This window comes from Candidatus Babeliales bacterium (assembly GCA_019749895.1).
GTDB lineage: Bacteria > Babelota > Babeliae > Babelales > RVW-14 > AaIE-18.
This window is the reverse complement of sequence record JAIEPG010000005.1, coordinates 55039-72868: the sequence shown is the minus strand read 5'-3', so window position 1 is coordinate 72868 and position 17830 is coordinate 55039. Positions and strand designations below refer to the sequence as shown.

General features: G+C 43.1%; 21 protein-coding genes. 20 read left to right on the top strand and 1 reads right to left on the bottom strand.

The window, feature by feature from the left end; all coding sequences use genetic code 11:
* Nucleotides 1-124: 124 nt before the first annotated feature.
* The 12 genes from K2W90_04810 to K2W90_04755 all read left to right on the top strand — a co-directional run bounded on the left by K2W90_04810 (nt 125) and on the right by K2W90_04755 (nt 10951).
* Nucleotides 125-436 (top strand): hypothetical protein, encoded by a 312-nt coding sequence (locus K2W90_04810; protein ID MBY0353656.1) that lies wholly within the window; start codon nt 125-127, stop codon nt 434-436.
* A gap of 76 nt (nt 437-512) precedes the next feature.
* Nucleotides 513-3050, top strand: coding sequence for a preprotein translocase subunit SecA (gene secA, locus K2W90_04805; protein ID MBY0353655.1), 2538 nt, complete (start codon nt 513-515; stop codon nt 3048-3050).
* Between the two features lie 31 nt (nt 3051-3081).
* On the top strand, nt 3082-3507 hold the full coding sequence (locus tag K2W90_04800; GenBank protein ID MBY0353654.1) for a hypothetical protein: 426 nt from the start codon (nt 3082-3084) through the stop codon (nt 3505-3507).
* A gap of 34 nt (nt 3508-3541) precedes the next feature.
* Nucleotides 3542-4708, top strand: a complete 1167-nt coding sequence (locus K2W90_04795) for a DNA double-strand break repair nuclease NurA (protein MBY0353653.1) — start codon at nt 3542-3544, stop codon at nt 4706-4708.
* 187 nt (nt 4709-4895) lie between these two features.
* Entirely contained in the window at nt 4896-6782 is a 1887-nt protein-coding gene (locus tag K2W90_04790; GenBank protein MBY0353652.1) for an ATP-binding cassette domain-containing protein, read from the top strand.
* A gap of 18 nt (nt 6783-6800) precedes the next feature.
* Complete coding sequence (locus K2W90_04785) at nt 6801-7418, top strand: PQ-loop repeat-containing protein (GenBank protein MBY0353651.1); 618 nt, start codon at nt 6801-6803, stop codon at nt 7416-7418.
* A gap of 49 nt (nt 7419-7467) precedes the next feature.
* Complete coding sequence (locus K2W90_04780) at nt 7468-7875, top strand: hypothetical protein (GenBank protein ID MBY0353650.1); 408 nt, start codon at nt 7468-7470, stop codon at nt 7873-7875.
* Between the two features lie 148 nt (nt 7876-8023).
* A complete protein-coding gene (locus K2W90_04775) occupies nt 8024-8374 on the top strand; it encodes a hypothetical protein (protein ID MBY0353649.1) in 351 nt (116 codons plus the stop codon).
* A gap of 44 nt (nt 8375-8418) precedes the next feature.
* Nucleotides 8419-8823, top strand: coding sequence for a hypothetical protein (locus tag K2W90_04770; GenBank protein ID MBY0353648.1), 405 nt, complete (start codon nt 8419-8421; stop codon nt 8821-8823).
* A 59-nt stretch (nt 8824-8882) separates the two neighbouring features.
* Nucleotides 8883-9248, top strand: a complete 366-nt coding sequence (locus K2W90_04765) for a hypothetical protein (protein MBY0353647.1) — start codon at nt 8883-8885, stop codon at nt 9246-9248.
* Entirely contained in the window at nt 9248-9676 is a 429-nt protein-coding gene (locus K2W90_04760; GenBank protein ID MBY0353646.1) for a hypothetical protein, read from the top strand. Before K2W90_04765 ends, K2W90_04760 begins: the two co-directional genes overlap by 1 nt.
* Before the next feature lie 51 nt (nt 9677-9727).
* A complete protein-coding gene (locus K2W90_04755; GenBank protein ID MBY0353645.1) occupies nt 9728-10951 on the top strand; it encodes an ankyrin repeat domain-containing protein in 1224 nt (407 codons plus the stop codon).
* A gap of 69 nt (nt 10952-11020) precedes the next feature.
* On the opposite strand, the gene ychF is transcribed toward K2W90_04755, so the two are convergent.
* Nucleotides 11021-12145, bottom strand: a complete 1125-nt coding sequence (gene ychF, locus K2W90_04750) for a redox-regulated ATPase YchF (protein ID MBY0353644.1) — start codon at nt 12143-12145, stop codon at nt 11021-11023.
* Between the two features lie 186 nt (nt 12146-12331).
* On the opposite strand from ychF, the gene K2W90_04745 reads away from it, so the two are divergent.
* The 8 genes from K2W90_04745 to K2W90_04710 all read left to right on the top strand — a co-directional run bounded on the left by K2W90_04745 (nt 12332) and on the right by K2W90_04710 (nt 17806).
* On the top strand, nt 12332-13090 hold the full coding sequence (locus tag K2W90_04745; protein ID MBY0353643.1) for an ankyrin repeat domain-containing protein: 759 nt from the start codon (nt 12332-12334) through the stop codon (nt 13088-13090).
* Between the two features lie 31 nt (nt 13091-13121).
* Complete coding sequence (locus K2W90_04740; GenBank protein MBY0353642.1) at nt 13122-13976, top strand: ankyrin repeat domain-containing protein; 855 nt, start codon at nt 13122-13124, stop codon at nt 13974-13976.
* Nucleotides 13973-14449: an ankyrin repeat domain-containing protein gene (locus K2W90_04735; protein MBY0353641.1), complete on the top strand. Its 477-nt coding sequence runs from the start codon at nt 13973-13975 to the stop codon at nt 14447-14449. The genes K2W90_04740 and K2W90_04735 overlap by 4 nt, the downstream gene beginning before the upstream one ends.
* A 20-nt stretch (nt 14450-14469) precedes the next feature.
* The gene (locus K2W90_04730) at nt 14470-15096 is read left to right on the top strand and encodes an ankyrin repeat domain-containing protein (protein MBY0353640.1); all 627 of its coding nucleotides are present in this window, start codon (nt 14470-14472) and stop codon (nt 15094-15096) included.
* 35 nt (nt 15097-15131) lie between these two features.
* Nucleotides 15132-15881 (top strand): ankyrin repeat domain-containing protein, encoded by a 750-nt coding sequence (locus tag K2W90_04725; protein ID MBY0353639.1) that lies wholly within the window; start codon nt 15132-15134, stop codon nt 15879-15881.
* 104 nt (nt 15882-15985) lie between these two features.
* A complete protein-coding gene (locus K2W90_04720) occupies nt 15986-16522 on the top strand; it encodes an ankyrin repeat domain-containing protein (protein MBY0353638.1) in 537 nt (178 codons plus the stop codon).
* Nucleotides 16523-16557: 35 nt separating this feature from the next.
* A complete protein-coding gene (locus K2W90_04715) occupies nt 16558-17316 on the top strand; it encodes an ankyrin repeat domain-containing protein (protein MBY0353637.1) in 759 nt (252 codons plus the stop codon).
* A gap of 28 nt (nt 17317-17344) precedes the next feature.
* Entirely contained in the window at nt 17345-17806 is a 462-nt protein-coding gene (locus K2W90_04710; protein MBY0353636.1) for an ankyrin repeat domain-containing protein, read from the top strand.
* Nucleotides 17807-17830: the final 24 nt, after the last annotated feature.

Genomic DNA, 17830 nt, shown 5'->3' with positions numbered 1-17830 from the left:
AGATATTGATACAATAAGTTACTAGAAAACTGCAAGCCCTCTAAGCTTTTGTCTCGCGGACAGTTATTTGCTATACTGGCCTGGCGAATTGATAAAAACGCTTATAAAAGTTTGGCATAGTGTGATGATAAAAAGACAAAATTTCATTCTCTTTAACGTAACCTGCATCATGTTATTGATTGCGGGAGCTCTGCCTGTGGCTGTTTGCATGAGCAAGCAGGTTCGGGGCGTTGCGCGTGTTCATGTTGATGGCAAAACATCATTGCTTACCTTTGTTAAGCGATTACAAGATGTTGCACGCTATCAAGTGTCGCAGTTTTTTTCTCGCTATGTGTGTTCATGTGTTGTTGTGGTGCTCTGGTTTTTGCAAAGCTATCAGCGCGCTATAAACTTTGCCGCAGTTCGTGCTCAGCATGGGGCTGTCTTGAGAGAATGAGCTTGTTTGTAGTAGTACTTTTGAGTTACATAGTTCAAGCAAACAGGTGAATTTTAAATCTAGGAATAGTCTTATGATTGCACATATACTTGCAAAAATTTTTGGAACAAAAAACGATCGCGAACTTAAGCGCATTGCGCCAATAGTCAGCCATATTAACCAACTAGAAGCATCAATAGCGCCATTAACTGACGAACAGCTCACGGCAAAAACAAATGAATTTAGAGAACGCATTGCTCAAGGAGCAAGTCTGGACTCAATTTTACCTGAAGCTTTTGCCGTGGTGCGTGAAGTTGGTAAGCGTACGCTGAACATGCGTCACTTTGACGTACAAATGGTTGGTGGTATTGTGTTGCACGAAGGTAAGATTGCTGAAATGAAAACCGGTGAAGGTAAAACCTTGGTTTCCACCTTGCCGCTGTATTTGAACGGTCTTTCGGGCAAGGGTGCCCACTTGGTAACGGTAAACGATTACTTGGTGCGACGCGATGCTACGTGGATGATGCCGTTGTACAACAAGCTTGGTTTTGAGGTTGGTATTATTCAAAATGACCTGAACGATGCAGCGCGTAAAAAAGCTTACGGTGCCGACATTACCTACGGAACTAACAACGAATACGGTTTCGATTATTTGCGCGATAACATGAAATTTGATCTGGAAGATTATGTTCAGCGCGATCTTAACTTTGCCATTGTGGACGAAGTTGACTCTATTTTGATCGACGAGGCGCGTACGCCGCTGATTATTTCTGGCGCTGGCGAAAAGGGTGCAAACTTGTACGAAGTTGCCAACCGTGCCGTTTTGCAGCTTAAAAAAGATCAGTACGAAGTTGACGAAAAAGATCGTACGGTACATTTGACTGAGTCAGGGACCGACGATATTGAGCGTTATTTGACCGTGAATAACTTGTATGCGCCTGAAAACATTTTAATTTTGCATCATGTGATTCAAGCGCTGCGTGCGCATGCATTGTTCAAAAAAGACGTTGATTACGTTGAGCGTGAAGGCGAAGTGCTTATTGTAGACGAATTTACCGGCCGTATTTTGCCGGGTCGTCGTTATAGCGATGGTTTGCACCAAGCTTTGGAAGCAAAAGAGGGTGTGCGCATTGAGCGTGAAAACCAAACGTTGGCTTCTATCACGCTGCAAAACTATTTTAGAATGTATAAAAAGCTTGCCGGTATGACTGGTACGGCGGTAACTGAAGCAGCAGAGTTTCATAAGATTTATAAACTGGCAGTTGTTGCTATTCCAACCAACAAGCCAATGGTTCGTAATGACCAAATGGACGTCGTCTTTTTGAATGCCAAAGACAAGTTTGATGCGGTAATTAAAGATATTGAAGAATGTAATAAAAAAGGGCAGCCTGCGTTGGTGGGTACCATTTCTATTGAAACATCGGAATATTTAAGTGCTTTGCTTAACAGAGCTGGCATTAAGCACAATGTTTTGAACGCAAAGCAGCACGAGCGCGAAGCCGAAATTGTTGCTGAAGCTGGTGAAAAAGGTCGCGTAACTATTGCAACCAACATGGCCGGTCGCGGTACCGACATTAAGCTTGGTGAAGGGGTGCGCGAAGTTGGCGGACTACGCATTATTGGTACTGAGCGTCATGAAAGCAGACGTATCGACAATCAGTTGCGAGGTCGAGCAGGGCGTCAAGGTGACCCAGGTTCTTCTAAATTTTACCTGTCGTTGGACGATGATTTGATGAGAATTTTTGCGGGCGACAAGCTGAAGCGCAACATGGAGCGCATTGGTATGAAGGCTGGCGAAAGCATTGAGCATCGCATGGTGACCCGCAGCATTGAAAAGGCGCAAGAAAAAGTTGAGAAGCATAACTTTGATATTCGTAAGCATTTGCTTGAATACGATGACGTGCTTAACAATCAACGTTCAGTAATTTACCAGTACCGTCGCGAAATTCTTGAAGGTGCCGACCAAATCAAGAGCTTGGTGCGTGATATGATTGCCGACGTGGTGCATCATTTGTTTGCTATTCACTGCCCACAAGGTGTGTGTGACGAGCAAGGTTTGCAAGAAATTTTGCATTCTCTTGAGCGTTTGACCGGCATTGAAGGGCGCCACTTTACGCAAGCGTATTCTGCAAAAGCTGGTGAGGCTTCAATGCAGCACAGCATTACTGAATTTTTATGCTACCAGTATGAACAATATCGCAGCTCAATTTCTCAAGATATTATTGATGAAGCTGAAAAATGGGTATTGCTTGAAACGGTTGATCAAGCCTGGAAGATTCATTTACAAAACATTGATCACTTGAAGGAAGGTATTGGTTTGCGCGGTTACGGGCAAAAGAACCCGCTTACTGAGTACAAAAAAGAAGCGTTTACTGAATTTGAAAAGATGATGGGCCAGATTACCTGGGACATTGTGTATCGCATTTTCAAAATGAAGCCAGACGAGTTTAGCGTTGCGCAAATTCATGAAATTGAGCGCAAGAAAGAAAAAGAACTTTCTGAGTTGCAAATGACTGGTGACGAAACGGGCAAGGCGGATGCCGCAACCGTGCGTCGTGAAAGTCCAAAAGTAGGCAGAAACGATGCGTGTTCTTGTGGGTCAGGCAAAAAATATAAGGCTTGTTGTGGTCGTTAAGCTTTTAATTTAGTTTTTGCGAGGAGGCAGTATGGTATTTCTACGCGTAATGGTAACGTTATTGTTGTTGAGTTATTCATCTGCCGCCTCTCCTTCTGGTGCGGCTCCTGTTGCGTTGAAGATAGATCCTGCAGATTATATTTGTGCGCTTTGGCCTTATCCACGCGCGCTTCCTGTTTTGCTTGCTAATTTGCAGGCTTTTCAAAAGATGTGTGATGTTCAAACGCTCGTGCACGGCCCATATCTTGCCGCGTCTATGGCGTTAGCTGCTTATCAGCAGATGTGGTTGGGGCTTGTTGCGCGTATTGCTGACCAAGAGCGTTTGATGTTCGCGTGGCAAGAGATGGTGTGTAATGGTGGATGGTCTGATGACGCTGAGGAATTTGAGCCCGAATCTTCTGAAGAAGATGGCGAGTTGTCTGACCAAAGTTACACAGGATTGTCTGACGACGAGTAAAAATTTTTTAACAATTTTGCGATAGTAAACAGCCATGCTTAAGCACGAAAAATTAGCTCAAGAAGTTTCAGGGTTGGCAGACAAACTCTTTTTACTCAACACGCCGCAAAGTGCTTTGGGCCAGCAGGCGTGGAAAAATTTGTTAAAAGATGAAGCGTTTGTTGAACGTTTGGTTCAAGCTCGTGGAGCTGGCGGCCTGCCTGTTTGGATGAACGAGCTGAGCGAGCGCGTTGCTGTAGTTAACGATCTTAAGCGCTACGATGTTTTGGCTGTTGATGGTTCCCAAATTTATCCAGACCGGCACATTGCCGGGGTTAATTGTTTTCTGATCAACTGCGGGGGCATCTTGCTTTCGTATGCCGATTCTAGTAGTGCAAATTTCTTTTCTGAGCCACGATTGTTTCTTCCGGAGCACATTGTGCCAACTACCAGTGAACTTTCATTCTCGGTTGACTTGGTTGACTTAAAGCGTGAAGAGTTAGAGTTTGAGATTGCCTATCAGCGATCCTTCGACAGGCTCAGGATGGGCGGGGTTAAAGGGCAGTTGCTTACGCTCTTCGATGGGAGTCTCATTTTTTGGCATTTAGAAAGTAAGCCTGAAGAGATTCGGGATATGTTTTTGCAAAAATATCTTATGTACCTGGACCGTTTTTATCAACAGCAGTTGCCAATTGCCGGTTACATTAGCATGCCCAAAAGCAAAGAGTTGGTAAACATGATTCGTTTGCGGGCGTGCGAGCACAAAAAAGAGACCTTTGTTTTTTGTCAGGGCAAGGTTGCCAAGTGTCCGTGCAAACAGTTTGAGTTGTTGGTAGACACGCAGTTGTTGCAAAACTTCTTACCGCCTTTTCATCGCACTACCATCTTTTGTAGTCGCTCGAGCATTACCGAGCACTACCCCCGCTTTTTAAAACCCTGCTTTTTTTACTTAAATGTTGAAAAGGAAATAGTGCGTGTTGAGCTTCCCGGCTGGATGGTTAAAGACCCCAAGATGATTGATTTTGTTTGTAAAGTGTTGATCGATCAAGCAACCAAAGGGCAGGGGTACCCCGTTGCCTTGGCCGAGGCTCATGAGCAGGCGGTGGTAAAAGGGGCCGACCGCGAGTTCTTTTTTAGCCTCATCCGCAAGGTGGGCATAGAGCGTAATAAGCAGGTTTTTGCCTCTCAAAAGAGTATAAAAAAGCGTGGAATTGGGATATAACGTGTCTTTCTTGTGAAAAAGGCGTTTTTTTGTTATTCTTTGGGTAGGCCGTGAAATTCGATAGAATGTCGTAATTGTGAGGTTTGTATCTACAATTTTTCTTGAGAGCCATTCGGTTTTTTCTCCTAAACAAGGTTATTCCCGTAAGGGTTTTTATTTTTGATTAAAGCAGTTGAGGCGCTAAAGCATGTTTATAGCAGATGATATTTTCTTAGAATTGGGTCCTAAGCTTATTTTTGATGACATCTCTTTTTGTTTTCAAGATGACCAAAAGATTGGCGTTGTTGGTTCAAACGGTGCCGGTAAATCTACGTTACTTAAAGTTTTGTCTGGCCACATTGGCTTAGATCGTGGAACCATTTCGTACGAAAAGAAAAAGAAAGTTGGCTACCTGCCTCAAGAAGTTGTTTTGTCTTCCAACTTGCCGGTTCTTGAAGAAGCGTTAACGGTTTTTGCCGATCTGACGTCGTTGAAAAAAGAACTTGAAGAGTTGGATGCTTACTTTCATTCCGGAATTACTGACTTTGCTGAAGATAAAATTGAGCGCTATGCCCACGTACAAGCTGCCTTTGCTGAAGTAAATTTTGATCAACAAGTGATGAAAGCGCGTAATGTTTTAGAAGGCCTTGGTTTTAGTGAAGAGCATATGAACAAAACCGTTGATCAGTTGAGTGTTGGCTGGCGTATGCGCTTGGTTTTGGCCAAGCTTTTGTTGCAAGAGCCAGACTTCTTCTTGTTCGACGAACCTACTAACCATTTGGACGTTGTTGCAAAAGATTGGTTCTTGGGCTTTTTAAAAAATTGTTCGGCTGGCTTTTTGCTGGTGTCTCACGATCGTTACTTTCTTGACCATGCCGTAGATCATATTTTTGAACTTGATCGTGGTAAGGGACGCCTATTTTATGGTAACTATTCTCATTATCTCAGACAAAAAGAAGATGAAGAAGCGGCTCATGAAGCGGCTTATGTTCGCCAGCAAAAAGAAATAAAAGAAAAGAAAGAGACCATTGAACGCTTCCGTGCCAAAGTTTCTAAAGCAAAAATGGCACAAAGTATGATGAAGTCGCTTGAAAAAATGGAAGTACTTGAGCCAACAAGAAAGAGCAGGACGGTACGGTTTAACTTTCCTGATGTAGTGCGTGCTGGTAACGTGGTGCTCAAGGTTGAAAATTTGTCCAAGAGTTATGACGGACGCCCAATTTTTAATAACGTTTCGTTCGAGCTTAATCGCGGTGACAAAGCGGCTATTGTAGCGGCAAACGGGAAAGGTAAAACAACCTTGCTTAGCGCGATTTCTGGGCTTTGTAAGCCAGATGGTGGTACGGTTGAATTTGGGTATAACGTTTTGTGGTCTATGTTTGAGCAAGATCAAGACAAGCTACTCAACAAAAACAAAGAAATTTTGCAGGACGTTGAAGATGCTTGCAAAACAAGTGAGCAACGCGCGCGCATGCGTGCTCTGTTGGGCGCCTTCTTGTTCCCTGGCAATGATGTGTACAAAAAAATTGGTGTGTTAAGCGGTGGTGAAAAGAACCGGGTGGCAATGGTAAAAGTTCTTTTGCAATCATCCAACTTTTTAATCTTGGACGAACCGACTAACCATTTGGACATTGAATCTAAAGAAATCTTGCTCAAAGCGCTGCAAGAGTATCCCGGTACTATCTTGTTTGTATCGCATGATAGAACCTTTTTGGACGCACTGCCAAACCGTATTTTTGAACTGACCTCAACCGGTATTATTAGCTACAGTGGTGATTATAGCTCGTACTTGTACCAAAAAGAAGCGCGTGAAGCGCTTGTTGCTCAAAACAGCCCAATTGCTGACGAGCCTGAAGACGATGTGGCTCGCGCTGAGCAAAAAGATAAGCAGCAGTATGATGCGGCTAAAAAGCTAGCTAAGCTTGAGCGTCATATTGAAAAGCTTGAAAAACAACTCACAGAATGTGGTGAAAAGTTTGCCATTCTTGAGTATGGCACCAAGGAGTTTGACAAAAACGCTGACTTGGTTGACCAAATTAAGAAAGATTTAAAGATTGCTTATGCCGAGTGGGAGCAAATCCAACCAGCTAAGTAATCATGAAAAGAATTTATTATGGATCCGTTTATTATCAGTATTTTAGCATGGATATCGCTCTTGTCTTTTGCCGTAAGTTTTTTGCCGCAAATTGTAAAAAATTATCGCCTTAAAACTACCATAGGGCTGAGCAATGTCTATTTGCTTTCGTATCTTACCGCCTACATTACCTGTATTTATTATGTATTTCATTGCGATTTGTTGGCTGCCTATAAAGTTTTTGTGCCGCTCGAATTGTTAGGCCTTTTTATTATTATTGGGCAACGCTTTGCTTATGAGGGGTTTGCTCAGCACAAAAGATTTTTTGCTATTGTTGGTGCGCTTTCGTTTGTTGGCCTTGCCAGCTTTCCTCTTGGTATGTGGTGGCCACTTGAATTTGGTATGACGTGTGGATGGATTTCATCAATCTTTTTCTTAACGTATCAAATTCCACAAGTGCTCAAAATATTTCGGCAAAAAAGTGTGCATGGCTTTAGCTTTCTTTTTGTCTCCATTATTGGCTTGGGAACCATTCTTGAGCTGGTCGTTTCATTTGCCAAGCCGTTACCAGTTCCAACGCAATTTATGGCAATTCGTGGCCTTGCGTTTTATATCATATTCTGTCTACAATTCTATTTGTATCGTACGCGCGTTTAAGTTATAATCTGACCCCAGAAATGTCTGTTTTGTTTTTGAAGGGGTAGTTATGAAGCGAGTTATTTTTTTTACGTGTGTACTGGTATTGAGTTTTGGTTCCTTGTCTGCTGCAGCTGGTGGGCGTCGTCCTTTGAAGAGGCTTCATCCTCTCATGGGGTATCCTCCTGCATGCGCGCCCAAATCAGGCCCGATTATGCGTGGAAGTTATGATGAAAAAAAGCAGCTCATGGAGATGACGTGTGCCGAGGCTATAATCTTTGCTGTACAGAGAAACTGGGGCAGGCTTCACAGTCTTCTTATCGTATTGGACATCTATTTTAGCGGCGTGAAGCTTAGCAAAATTGCTTCAGTGTGTGGCAGTGATCAAGGCCTTGATATTCTTGGGCAAGTGGTAGATGAAATTGAAAGAGTTTACCCAAGTTCAGAAGCAGCGAGAATGCGTAGAAAATCGATCTAGTTTTCCTGTCTCTTTCATAAAATTCTTGGTGCTGGTAATGGGCCAATGCTGTTTATACCGTATTCTGCTGACAATTCTATTTGTATAGCATGCGCAGTTAGGCTATAATCTACTCCCCGATAGTTATTCATTTTTTTTAGGAGTAATCATGAAACGTAATTTTTTTGTTTTTTGTGCATTTTTGTTGAGTGTTGGCTCTGCTTTTGCCGCCGCTGCTCAGCCTAACAATTTGTCTCAGACTCCTGACCTGTCTACGTTATTTGCTCGAGTAGTTGACCTGATCAAAGATGAAAGTAACGAAGCCACTGATGAAGCAAATAAAATTTTGTGTGTTCATCGCGAATTAGTAACAATGGGGGACGATAACGGCTGGCTGCTTTTTGACTATGCAAATGAGGCAGGTAACTGGCGAGTTGCGGAGTGTCTTATGAATTTTGAAGATGTTGGTAAGTCACATGAGCAAGATGCTCGAGAAAAAGATAACATCCTTGAGGTATAAGTTTACGTCATAATTTTATAAGAAATCGTAATTTAGGAGTAATTATGAAACGTATGTTTGTTTTTGTGTGTGCATTATTGTTGAGTGTTGGTTCTGTTTCTGCTGCGGCTGGGTATGAGAAGGGGAGCAAGAGGGGACGACGTTCCAAGTCGATGCCTCCAAGGTTGCAACATTCCCGTCACACGCTTTCAGATCCTACGCGAGTTATGGTTGCTTTTGCTTGTGCAACCACTTTTTTAGCTCTAAAGAATTATGTAAAGTTTGAGGAGATTCTTTTGCAGTATCCTCAACTTGTTAACGAACAAGCTTTGGCAGATGGAAAAACGTTAGAGGAGCTTGCTGAAGAAAGTAATGATGGGACTGCTATTACTCTTATCCGTGAGGTGCGTGGCAGGTATTCTTTGGAGGGCGATTTGGGATGTCAAAGTTTTTCGCAATGTGGGAATTAAGTTCTCTGGTTTGTTCTAATCTGAAAAATTCGCTTTTATTTTTTTACCATGAGGTTTTTGTGAAAAGAATTATTTTTGCACTTGTGTGTGTATTGGTAGTATGTGTTGGCTCTGCCTTTCCAGCTGCTGGTAGTTGTAAGCTCCGTCAATTAAAAAAAAGCTGTTCTATTAGGCCGAGAGCTACTCAGCTGAATAGTTCTTTTGCCTGCGCAATAAACGATTTGGCAATGGGTAATTACGATAGTTTTGAAGGTGCTTTGTGGCAGTTTCCAGGGCTTTTAAATATGAAGAGTTTTGATGATAAAACATTGCAGCAACTTGCTCAAGGTGTCAACGATCAAGAAGCGTTAAGCATTATAGCCTCTGTTCAAGCAGAAGTAGAAAAGGGTGTTTTTGCAGAGTGCGGTCGCAGGGGGTCATTTTAATGAAACGTCTAGCTATAGTTACTTTATTTTTGCTGTGTTCTGGTAACGTTTTTGCTGCTGGTTTTGCTTTGGGTTTAGATCCTGAATATGAAAATTCAGCGTTTAAAGGCATATGCCCAAGCCCCGCAGTTGCTAATGTAGCAGATCGAAGCAAGGCAGCTGCGGATAACTATAGCATGCTGTTGGCTTTTAAGTTTATTTATAATGGTTTTAACAATGAGTTGGACAGTATCTTACGTGAGAACTTCCATCTCGTTCGCATGTCTATCAGTTATGGATATGCTTCATGTTGGTATACGTTGTATCAATATGCTTTTGAGTGCAATAACCGTGAAGCAATGCAGATAGTTCGTTTTTACGAAGATCTTCTTGATGCTTTTGATCGTGACGAAGTACCGTTCGAGCGTCCTCGATCTCAGTCTTGCTAAAAAACTTACTGATAACTTATTTTGTGACAAGATTTATACCTGAGAAATTTTATGAAACGAACTATTTTTGCATTTATATGTGCTGTAAGTTTAACGTCATCTATTTTTGGTGCATCATGTTCTTATTCTTCAGATGGTACTAGAGATGGTTCTTCTTCTTCAAGTTCTAGTTCTTCATCATCAAGAGATGCTTCATATTTTGGAACTCCTTTGCATTATGCCATTTTACAGGGTAACCATGAGCGTGCGTGGCAGTTAATTGAATTTGGCCATGGCTTGTCTGAGCCTGACAGTCGTGGACAAACGGCTCTTGATCTTGCGTTGGAATGTGATAATGAAATGGTTCGCCAAGTTCTTGTTCCCGTTCTTTTGGAGGCAATGCAAAGTGAGCCTGAAGGGTCCGCTACATCGGATCCGTTTTTAGCCTATTTTGACGATAGTTCTGGTTATAAGTTGGGGATACAAAGATCACCAATCAGGTCATCATCTCCAGGAGTGCCAAGTCCTGTTTTTGAACAAGCTTGTATTTGTATTGCGAATGATAAGCTAGCTGATTTGCAAACGTTGTTGCAGAAAAACCCTGGTCTTGTAAACGTGTTTGACGAAGAAGGTTTTACGCTGTTGCATCATGCGGTTGATGTCTACAATCCCGACATGATTAGAGCATTGCGTCGCTGTGGTGCAGATCCGCATGAAAAAGTTATTGGTCACAAAAGTGCTTTTGAGTTGGCGTACTCCAAGGGCAATCAAGATGTCCTTGATGCGCTTACGCGGCAGCCAGCTGGACGTAGTCAAGCGCTTTATGATGTTGGAGCTATTAAAAGAGTTGAAAGATGCGACGATATTGCTTCTCTTGCTACCAGTCTTGCAGATCTTTCAATTGCGCCGCAAGTAACCGGCTTTGGTGCATTTAAAGCAGCATTGGTGCGTGGCAACCGAGAAGCTTTGTGGCGGATGCTTGCAAATGGTTTTAATGTTAATGTGTGCGATGCCGAAGGACAAACGCCACTTCATTTGGCAGCTTCGCGTGGGGACAAAGCTCTTGTTCAGTTACTTCTTGAGTATAATGCACCTTGCAATGTTGTAAATAAAGAAGGACAAACGCCGTTGCACGTGGCAGCAAAAAACAATTTTATTGAAGTTCTTGGGCTCATTTTGGAGCAAGGCAATTGGACTGATATTAATGTGCGCGATAAAAATGAAAAAACAGCCTACGGGCTTGCGTCGTCTCCAGAGTTAAAATCTCTACTTGAAGCACTTGGCGGTACTGAGTAGCCAATTTAAAATTAAAAAAGAGGCCACAGTAAATAACTTACTGTGGCCTCTTTTTTAATTTATATAATTCTAAACGTTAAAGCGAATATTCAAGAGGTCGCCATCTTGCACAATATACTCTTTGCCTTCAGTGCGCATCTTGCCTGTTTCTTTAAGCTTTTGCTCACTACCAGCTTGCATAAGATCGCGGTGGTTATACACTTCAGCACAAATAAAACCACGTTCAAGGTCTGAGTGAATTTCACCAGCTGCTTGCGGCACTTTAGTGTCTTTACGCAAACTCCACGCATGAGCTTCTTTGGGTCCGCAGGTAAAGAAAGTAATTAAGCCAAGTTCTTTGTACGCGCGTGCAATAATGTCATCAAGACCTTTGTGCGTAATGCCAAGATCTTGCATCATTTCTTTGGCGTCAGCATCGTCCATTTGAGCCAATTCAGATTCAATTTTTGCTGAAACGGGAATAACGTTGTCTTTGCCAAACTTTGCAACAAGTGCTTGATAATGGCGGTTGTTTTCGTAATTGGTGCCAGCATAATCATCTTCAGAAACGTTAGCAATAAGCAAATAATTTTTGCCAGAAAGTAGTGGTTGCAAGGGCAACTTTTCTGCCTTAGCTTTGCGAAATAGTGCTTGCACTTGTGCCAAGTCAAATTTGTTCAAAGCATCTCGGAGCAATGGGATATATTCTTTTTCAGCTTCCCACTCTTTTGCTTGTTGAGGGTTAGCGGCTTGTTTCTTTTTGATCATTGAGTTTAAACGCTCTTCGCGTTTGTTTAACGAATCAAGATCTTTGAGCATGAGTTCAGCGCAAATGATTTCAAAGTCGTTAACGGGATCAACGGTGCCTTGAACGTGCGTAATTTCGCCGTCTTCAAAGCAGCGGAGCACGTGTAGTACCAAGTCAACTTCCATGATGGTGCCTAAAAACTGGTTACCCAGGCCTTCGCCTTCAGCTGCACCTTTTACCAGGCCGGCAATGTCTACAAACTTGACCATGGTCGGAATTTTTTTTTCAGACTTAAATACCTTTGCCAGATCGTCCAAACGTGGGTCTGGGACGTACGTTATAGCAACGTGCGGATCAACGGTGCAAAACGGGTAATTTGCCGCCGGAATGCTTGATTTGGTCAGAGCGTTAAAGAGTGTGGATTTGCCAACATTGGGTAGCCCAACAAGGCCAGCTTGAATTCCCATTGAAACCTTTCGTTTGGTGAAAAAATACCGTGATCTATTCTATATTCTATAGGTTTTTTGCTTTGCTGCCAAGGGAGTGATGAAGCGATTTGGCCGGAGTGGGTTAAATTTTGCTGTTTGCTAAAGACAAAGGGCTTTAAATGGGGTACATTACGCACCAATCTCTTGCAAAATAAGGACCAAAATATGCTCAAAAAAATAATGATTTTGCTATTCGTTTTGTTTGTCTGTGCTGATTTAAGTGGAGCTGCCAAACGATTAATGCCTGAAGTATCAGTTGAAACGGTGCGTACGCCCAAGCGGCAACGAAGTCTTCAAGGTTCCGATCAGCCCATTATGGCGCAGGGTGATCTAACGCAGGCCCAAAAGCGTGCTTTGGTAAGCCATTGTCTGCGATGTGCGGTTATGCGCAAGAAGCAGGGCAATGGGGTTTTTTTGGCCGTTAGAAAAGCACTGGAAGATGGCGCTGATCCAAATGTTGTGTGTTTTGTGGAGCTCGGTTGTAAGAGCTATCCTTTGCACCTGGTTGTGCGTAGTCGTTTTTATGCTGTTGCGATGGCGCAGTTATTGCTCGAGCATGGTGCGATACTTGAAGCAGAGGACAAAGATGGGTTGACGCCACTTTTTTTTGCGGTAGAGCATGGCAATGTTAAGTTGGTGGAGTTTTTTTTAGAACGAGGAGCTTGCGTTAATGTGCTTAGTGCTTGCGGACAAACACCGTTAATGCGTGCGGTATTTTATGGAGACGTATATTTAGTGCGATTATTGCTCGAACATGGTGCTTCGGTAAACATTGTATCAAAAGCAGGGTTTACTGTTTTTGATTATCGAGCATCTCTTGCAATTCAAGAGATGCTTCAAGAGGCCAGGGTAGTTGAGGAAAAAAAAGATCAAGAGATTGAAGTGTTTAGAAAAAATCTTATGCAAGCGGTATTTGGCGATTAGGCATGGTTTTTAAGCGTGAAGGGAAGTAATAATGTTTGGAACAATAATCTTATTAATTGCGACATTATTGGTGAGCGATCTTTTTGCAGCTGGACGCCAGCGACGAGTGCCCGAGGGCGATGGTTGGGTTAGGATTGAAAACAAGTGGTGCAAAAAAAAGAAGCTGCCTTCTGGGTCGCAAGAAGTTTTGCTACCTCAAGTGCATGAAACGCCGCTTTTGGCGGCACAAGGAGCTTTTGTAGTTACAGAAGAATTTGTACTTAAGGATGCTGAGCCAGTGCGCATGCATACCATGATGCATCCTGACCAACGGCTACTTGATGCTTTATCCTTAACCATCCCGCGTGATTCTTTTCGTATTGCAGCGGTACAAGCTGCTCTTGAAGATGGTGCTGATCCAAACATTGTGTGTAATGGTGGCACTGCGCGTCCTTTGCACATGCTTGCCTTGGACTTTGACCAAGGGGTTGTTCTTGCCGAGCTATTGTGCAAGCATGGCGCTGCTTTAGAGGCAAAAAATAGGGCAGGCCACGAGCCTCTTCATAGAGCAGTAGAGTCCAATAATTATCCTTATGCTGAATTTTTATTAAAACAAGGGGCCAATGTTAACGCGTTGAGCCGCAGTTTTCATACGCCGCTATTTTTTGCGGTAAGTATGAATAATTTAAAAATGGTTGAACTACTCCTTGCGTATGGCGCTTCAGTCATGGTGCAGGCGGCTGACGGGCGGACTGTTTTTAGTTTTGGCAGAATTGATGATGACATTAGAAAGTTGCTTGCTGAGCATTATGAAAAAGAGAAAAACAAAGAACAAGAAATTGAAGCATTTAGAGAAAAATTGCTGAGTAAAGTATTTGGTAACGATTCTGAAGGGGATATGTTGTGAGTTTATCAGCAGTTTTAATGACGTTGGCATTGTTTTCTGGTAGTGCATATCTTTCTGGGGCTGCTAGTAAGGTAGACGGTGAGAAGTTACTCTCTGCTGCTGTCAGGGCTGGAAACGTTGAGAGAGCAGAAATTTTCTTGCAGCAGGGGGCTGACGTTAATACCTTGTTTTATGTTGAGCATTGTTGCTACACACCTCTTGTGTACTCAGTGTTACGTAAAAATAAAGATATGATTGCTCTGTTGTTGAAGTACGGTGCGATCATACCCGAGGGGCTGCTTTCTTCCGTTGAGATTACAGAGGAAATAAAAACATTGCTTATGGCCGTGGTGACGGCAGAAAAAATAGAAGAGCAACGAGAGCTGCAGATTCAAAAGTTGCGAAGGGACTTGTTGAGAATATTTGGTTTGCGGTTACTCACGAAAAAGAGACCAATTTCAAGGGGAAATTTGTTCCAAGAAGACGAGTATTAACAATAAAAAAAGGACCTTGCATGATTAAAAAAACATTTTTTTGCTTCACGGTGTTACTTGCTTTCAGTGTTTCCCTTAACGCTGGTTCGCTTCCAAAAAAGCTTGAGTTATCAAAAAAATCTGAGGTTAAAGAAAAAACGCCTGATCAAGCGTTGTATGATGCGCTTTATAAGACCAATATTTTTAAAAGCTGTTCTGCTCAGGTTGAGCAAGCCTTGAAAGATGGAGCAGATGCCAATAAACAATATTTTCATGGATCTTTTGGCGCTTTTGATTACCCCTTGCATCTGGCTGCACATTTTTACAACGATGGCGTTATGTTAACCAAGCTTTTACTGGAGCATGGCGCTGAGCTAGAAAAGTTCTGCAATGCTAGCCAAACGCCACTTTTTTGTGCTGTTAAATATCGCAATCTGGCAGTAGCACAGTTTTTGTTAGAAAAAGGAGCGAATGTTAACACTCGGTCAAAATGGCTGTCACCGCTTTTGGTTGCCGTTAAAAATGATGATGCAGCGATGGTGAAACTTTTGCTTGAGTGGGGTGCAAGCTGGAAAGTGTGGGATGAAGCAGGAAGAACGGTATTTAATGTGTGTCAGAGTTTAGAGGTTTTTTCTTTGTTACATGCTGCTCGTGCACAAAACCCGTAGTTGATAATAACGAAAAATTTGAGATTGTAATTGCCATGCCAAAAAAAATTATAGTACTGATTTTTGTTGCAGTTTTTTGCCCAGGTTTTTTTAGTTCGCTTTCTTGGCTGGTCCAAGCAACTGGTGAAAATGCTTCAGGGCACACTATTTTAGTATTGCAAAGGGCTTGTGTCGGTGCAGATATTTTTGTTGATGTAGAGGGGCTGGGGGGGCAAGATGATGTCGTTGATGCACATAGTGACATCAATGCCCTGGACAATGCTGGATTTACCAAGTTACACCGTGCAGTACGGGGTAACAATTTGTTTTTGGTTAAATTACTCATGCAAAGTGGTGCTCGCGTTGATGTAGCTCAAGATCTTGAGCGGCAAACGCCGTTGCACCTAGCTATTTTATTGGACGTGCCAGAGCTTGATCGCGTTGACTTTTTGGCTTTGCTTTTGATGGGCAATGGTGCCAACATCGATCAGCAAGATGTGTATGGTAACACGATTTTGCATTACGCAGCGTGGTACCATGCCTACGAATTGTGTAAGTGGCTTTTGGAGCATGGTGCCGATGGCCAGATTTGTGATGCCTTTGGCAATACGCCTTTTGCCCTGTACGTACAGACGAATCGCTTCTCTTTGAGAATACGAAGCCTTCGTTTTTTGACCAGCGAAGTGGCAAAGATGGTGAGATTGTTTCTTGGCCCAGAGGTGAGCGATCCCATGTATCGGGCAAAAATCAGGGGCATTTTGGGTCGTAACTGGTTTCCTGTACGAAAAAAAAGTTTTTTGGAGTGAAATTGTTGCGTGGTTTGACGACTGACAAATTTGTGAGTATCGTTTCGCAGCAAGAGTGTAGGAAAAAAGTTGAAAAAGACAGTTTTTGACAGCAGGATATGAGCATGATAAGAAAAGCTATAGTGGCTGTTTGTGCGATTTTTTTGTTTGGAAGGCTGCTGAGTGCGGGACATGAATTGGCTGATGATCCCGCGTGGGAGTCTCCCGTTGAATTCACAGGTTGGCAGTTGCCAAATGCTCGGCAACTCAAAGCGCTGCGTGTTATGAGATTTCAACGTACCATTGCGGTGTTTGATGTTATGCAAGGTGGTTTTTTTGATGCTGAAGAGCGAGCCAAAAAATTCGTTCGACAAGGAGTTGTTGTTAACGCTATCGATGCGGCAGGTGAGACGCTGTTGCACATTGCCGTGCGGAACGCGTCGCTTGAGGTAGTTGAGTTGCTTGTCGAAAGAGGTGCTCGTGTCGATTGCAAAAATCTTTCGGGGCAAACGCCATTCGATCTTGCCCAACATCTGAGTTGGGCAGGCCCTGCCGTACGTGAAGGCATTGAGTTTGCGCTCGTGCGTGGGGCTGAGGTGCAGATGCTGGTGAGTGATGATGTGGAAGAGGTAGAGGAAGAGTGGGAAGAAGTCGACCAGTAGTTTTTGTTACCTTTTATCAGCGAAAGATTTCAACAATGAAAAGAATAATGCTTTTTCTCGCAGGTTTGTTTTTGAACATTGGGCTTTATGCGGCAGCTGAGGGCGACCCCTACGTGCCGTGGTACGAAAAAACAGAAGATTATTTTAGGTCCCCAGCTGACGACCATGCGCAGCTAAAAGTCGAGCAGGCCGCGCACAGTCAGATTGAGTTGTGGAAGATGATGGAATATGGAAATCCTTCGCCCGAGGGTATTAGAAAATTAGTGCGGCAAGGTGCTTCGCTTTCGTTTGTACATCCCTTTAACGGTACCATTTTGCATCATGCGATTAAATATGGCCAGATGGAGGTTGTTCGCTTGCTGATACAACTTGGGGCTCCTGTTGAGGCTCGCCACATAGAAACAGGCATAACTCCTTTATTTTGGGCTGCGATAGGTGGCTTCCCGAAAATTACACAAATTTTGGTTGATGAAGGGCATGCGAACATAGAGGCAAAAAATAGTCAAGGCCAAACGCCCTTACATGGAGCTGCCCGTTTTTTATGTAAAGATGTCGTTGCATTTTTACTGAGCAGAGGAGCACAGCCTGATGTTGTTGATGCCCAAGGCAAAACGCCTTTTGATTTGGCAGCAGTAGCTCCTGGGTACAATGGTGATAAGCGGCAAGTGCGTACAGAAATTATGGAAATGTTGCTGGGGCGTGAACTTAAGCCTGATGAGTATCCAAAAGCTGCAGCAGTCGCTGATTATGATGGGTTAAGGCGGTATCAAGAAGCGCAAAATTTTTGGGAATAAAAGTATAAAAAACATCGAGAGATAAAACATGATCAAGAAAATACTTTTGTTACTGCTGGCTTTGTGTGAGAGTAACAACGTTTATGGAGCTTCTGGCTTGCCAAGTCGCGGTGGTCGTAGTTTAGGGTCTAGTGGGTTGCAAAGAGTACGGAGAGGAGCAGTTTCTGTTTCATGTGCATTTTTAAATGAGCAAATGTTTAATACCATTGAACATGGTTGGCTTGACATTGTGCAGGGCGTTGAGCGTTTGCTTGCGGCGGGTGCTGACGTTAATGCGGTTAAAGCAAGAACACAAGAGACTGCGTTGCATCTTGCCGTACAAAAAGGCTGGGTTGCTTTGGTTTCACTTCTTTTGGCAAAAGGTGCCAACGTTCATTTTTCTGATGCACAAGGTCGAACGCCAATGGCTTGGGCTCAGCGTTTGTTTTTTGATGAAGGGCGGGAAGAAATTATATGTTTGTTAGTTCGTTATGGTGCGAGCAAAGATTAGTTAGATGTAATGAAAGGAAGTAGT

Excerpts from the sequence above, each read along its gene's own strand:
- K2W90_04810 (MBY0353656.1), top strand. The coding sequence starts at position 125 with ATGATAAAAAGACAAAATTTCATTCTCTTTAACGTAACCTGCATCATG.
- K2W90_04800 (MBY0353654.1), top strand. The coding sequence starts at position 3,082 with ATGGTATTTCTACGCGTAATGGTAACGTTATTGTTGTTGAGTTATTCA.
- K2W90_04795 (MBY0353653.1), top strand. The coding sequence starts at position 3,542 with ATGCTTAAGCACGAAAAATTAGCTCAAGAAGTTTCAGGGTTGGCAGAC.
- K2W90_04790 (MBY0353652.1), top strand. The coding sequence starts at position 4,896 with ATGTTTATAGCAGATGATATTTTCTTAGAATTGGGTCCTAAGCTTATT.
- K2W90_04785 (MBY0353651.1), top strand. The coding sequence starts at position 6,801 with ATGGATCCGTTTATTATCAGTATTTTAGCATGGATATCGCTCTTGTCT.
- K2W90_04780 (MBY0353650.1), top strand. The coding sequence starts at position 7,468 with ATGAAGCGAGTTATTTTTTTTACGTGTGTACTGGTATTGAGTTTTGGT.
- K2W90_04775 (MBY0353649.1), top strand. The coding sequence starts at position 8,024 with ATGAAACGTAATTTTTTTGTTTTTTGTGCATTTTTGTTGAGTGTTGGC.
- K2W90_04770 (MBY0353648.1), top strand. The coding sequence starts at position 8,419 with ATGAAACGTATGTTTGTTTTTGTGTGTGCATTATTGTTGAGTGTTGGT.
- K2W90_04760 (MBY0353646.1), top strand. The coding sequence starts at position 9,248 with ATGAAACGTCTAGCTATAGTTACTTTATTTTTGCTGTGTTCTGGTAAC.
- K2W90_04755 (MBY0353645.1), top strand. The coding sequence starts at position 9,728 with ATGAAACGAACTATTTTTGCATTTATATGTGCTGTAAGTTTAACGTCA.
- ychF (MBY0353644.1), bottom strand. The coding sequence starts at position 12,145 with ATGGGAATTCAAGCTGGCCTTGTTGGGCTACCCAATGTTGGCAAATCC.
- K2W90_04745 (MBY0353643.1), top strand. The coding sequence starts at position 12,332 with ATGCTCAAAAAAATAATGATTTTGCTATTCGTTTTGTTTGTCTGTGCT.
- K2W90_04740 (MBY0353642.1), top strand. The coding sequence starts at position 13,122 with ATGTTTGGAACAATAATCTTATTAATTGCGACATTATTGGTGAGCGAT.
- K2W90_04730 (MBY0353640.1), top strand. The coding sequence starts at position 14,470 with ATGATTAAAAAAACATTTTTTTGCTTCACGGTGTTACTTGCTTTCAGT.
- K2W90_04725 (MBY0353639.1), top strand. The coding sequence starts at position 15,132 with ATGCCAAAAAAAATTATAGTACTGATTTTTGTTGCAGTTTTTTGCCCA.
- K2W90_04720 (MBY0353638.1), top strand. The coding sequence starts at position 15,986 with ATGATAAGAAAAGCTATAGTGGCTGTTTGTGCGATTTTTTTGTTTGGA.
- K2W90_04715 (MBY0353637.1), top strand. The coding sequence starts at position 16,558 with ATGAAAAGAATAATGCTTTTTCTCGCAGGTTTGTTTTTGAACATTGGG.
- K2W90_04710 (MBY0353636.1), top strand. The coding sequence starts at position 17,345 with ATGATCAAGAAAATACTTTTGTTACTGCTGGCTTTGTGTGAGAGTAAC.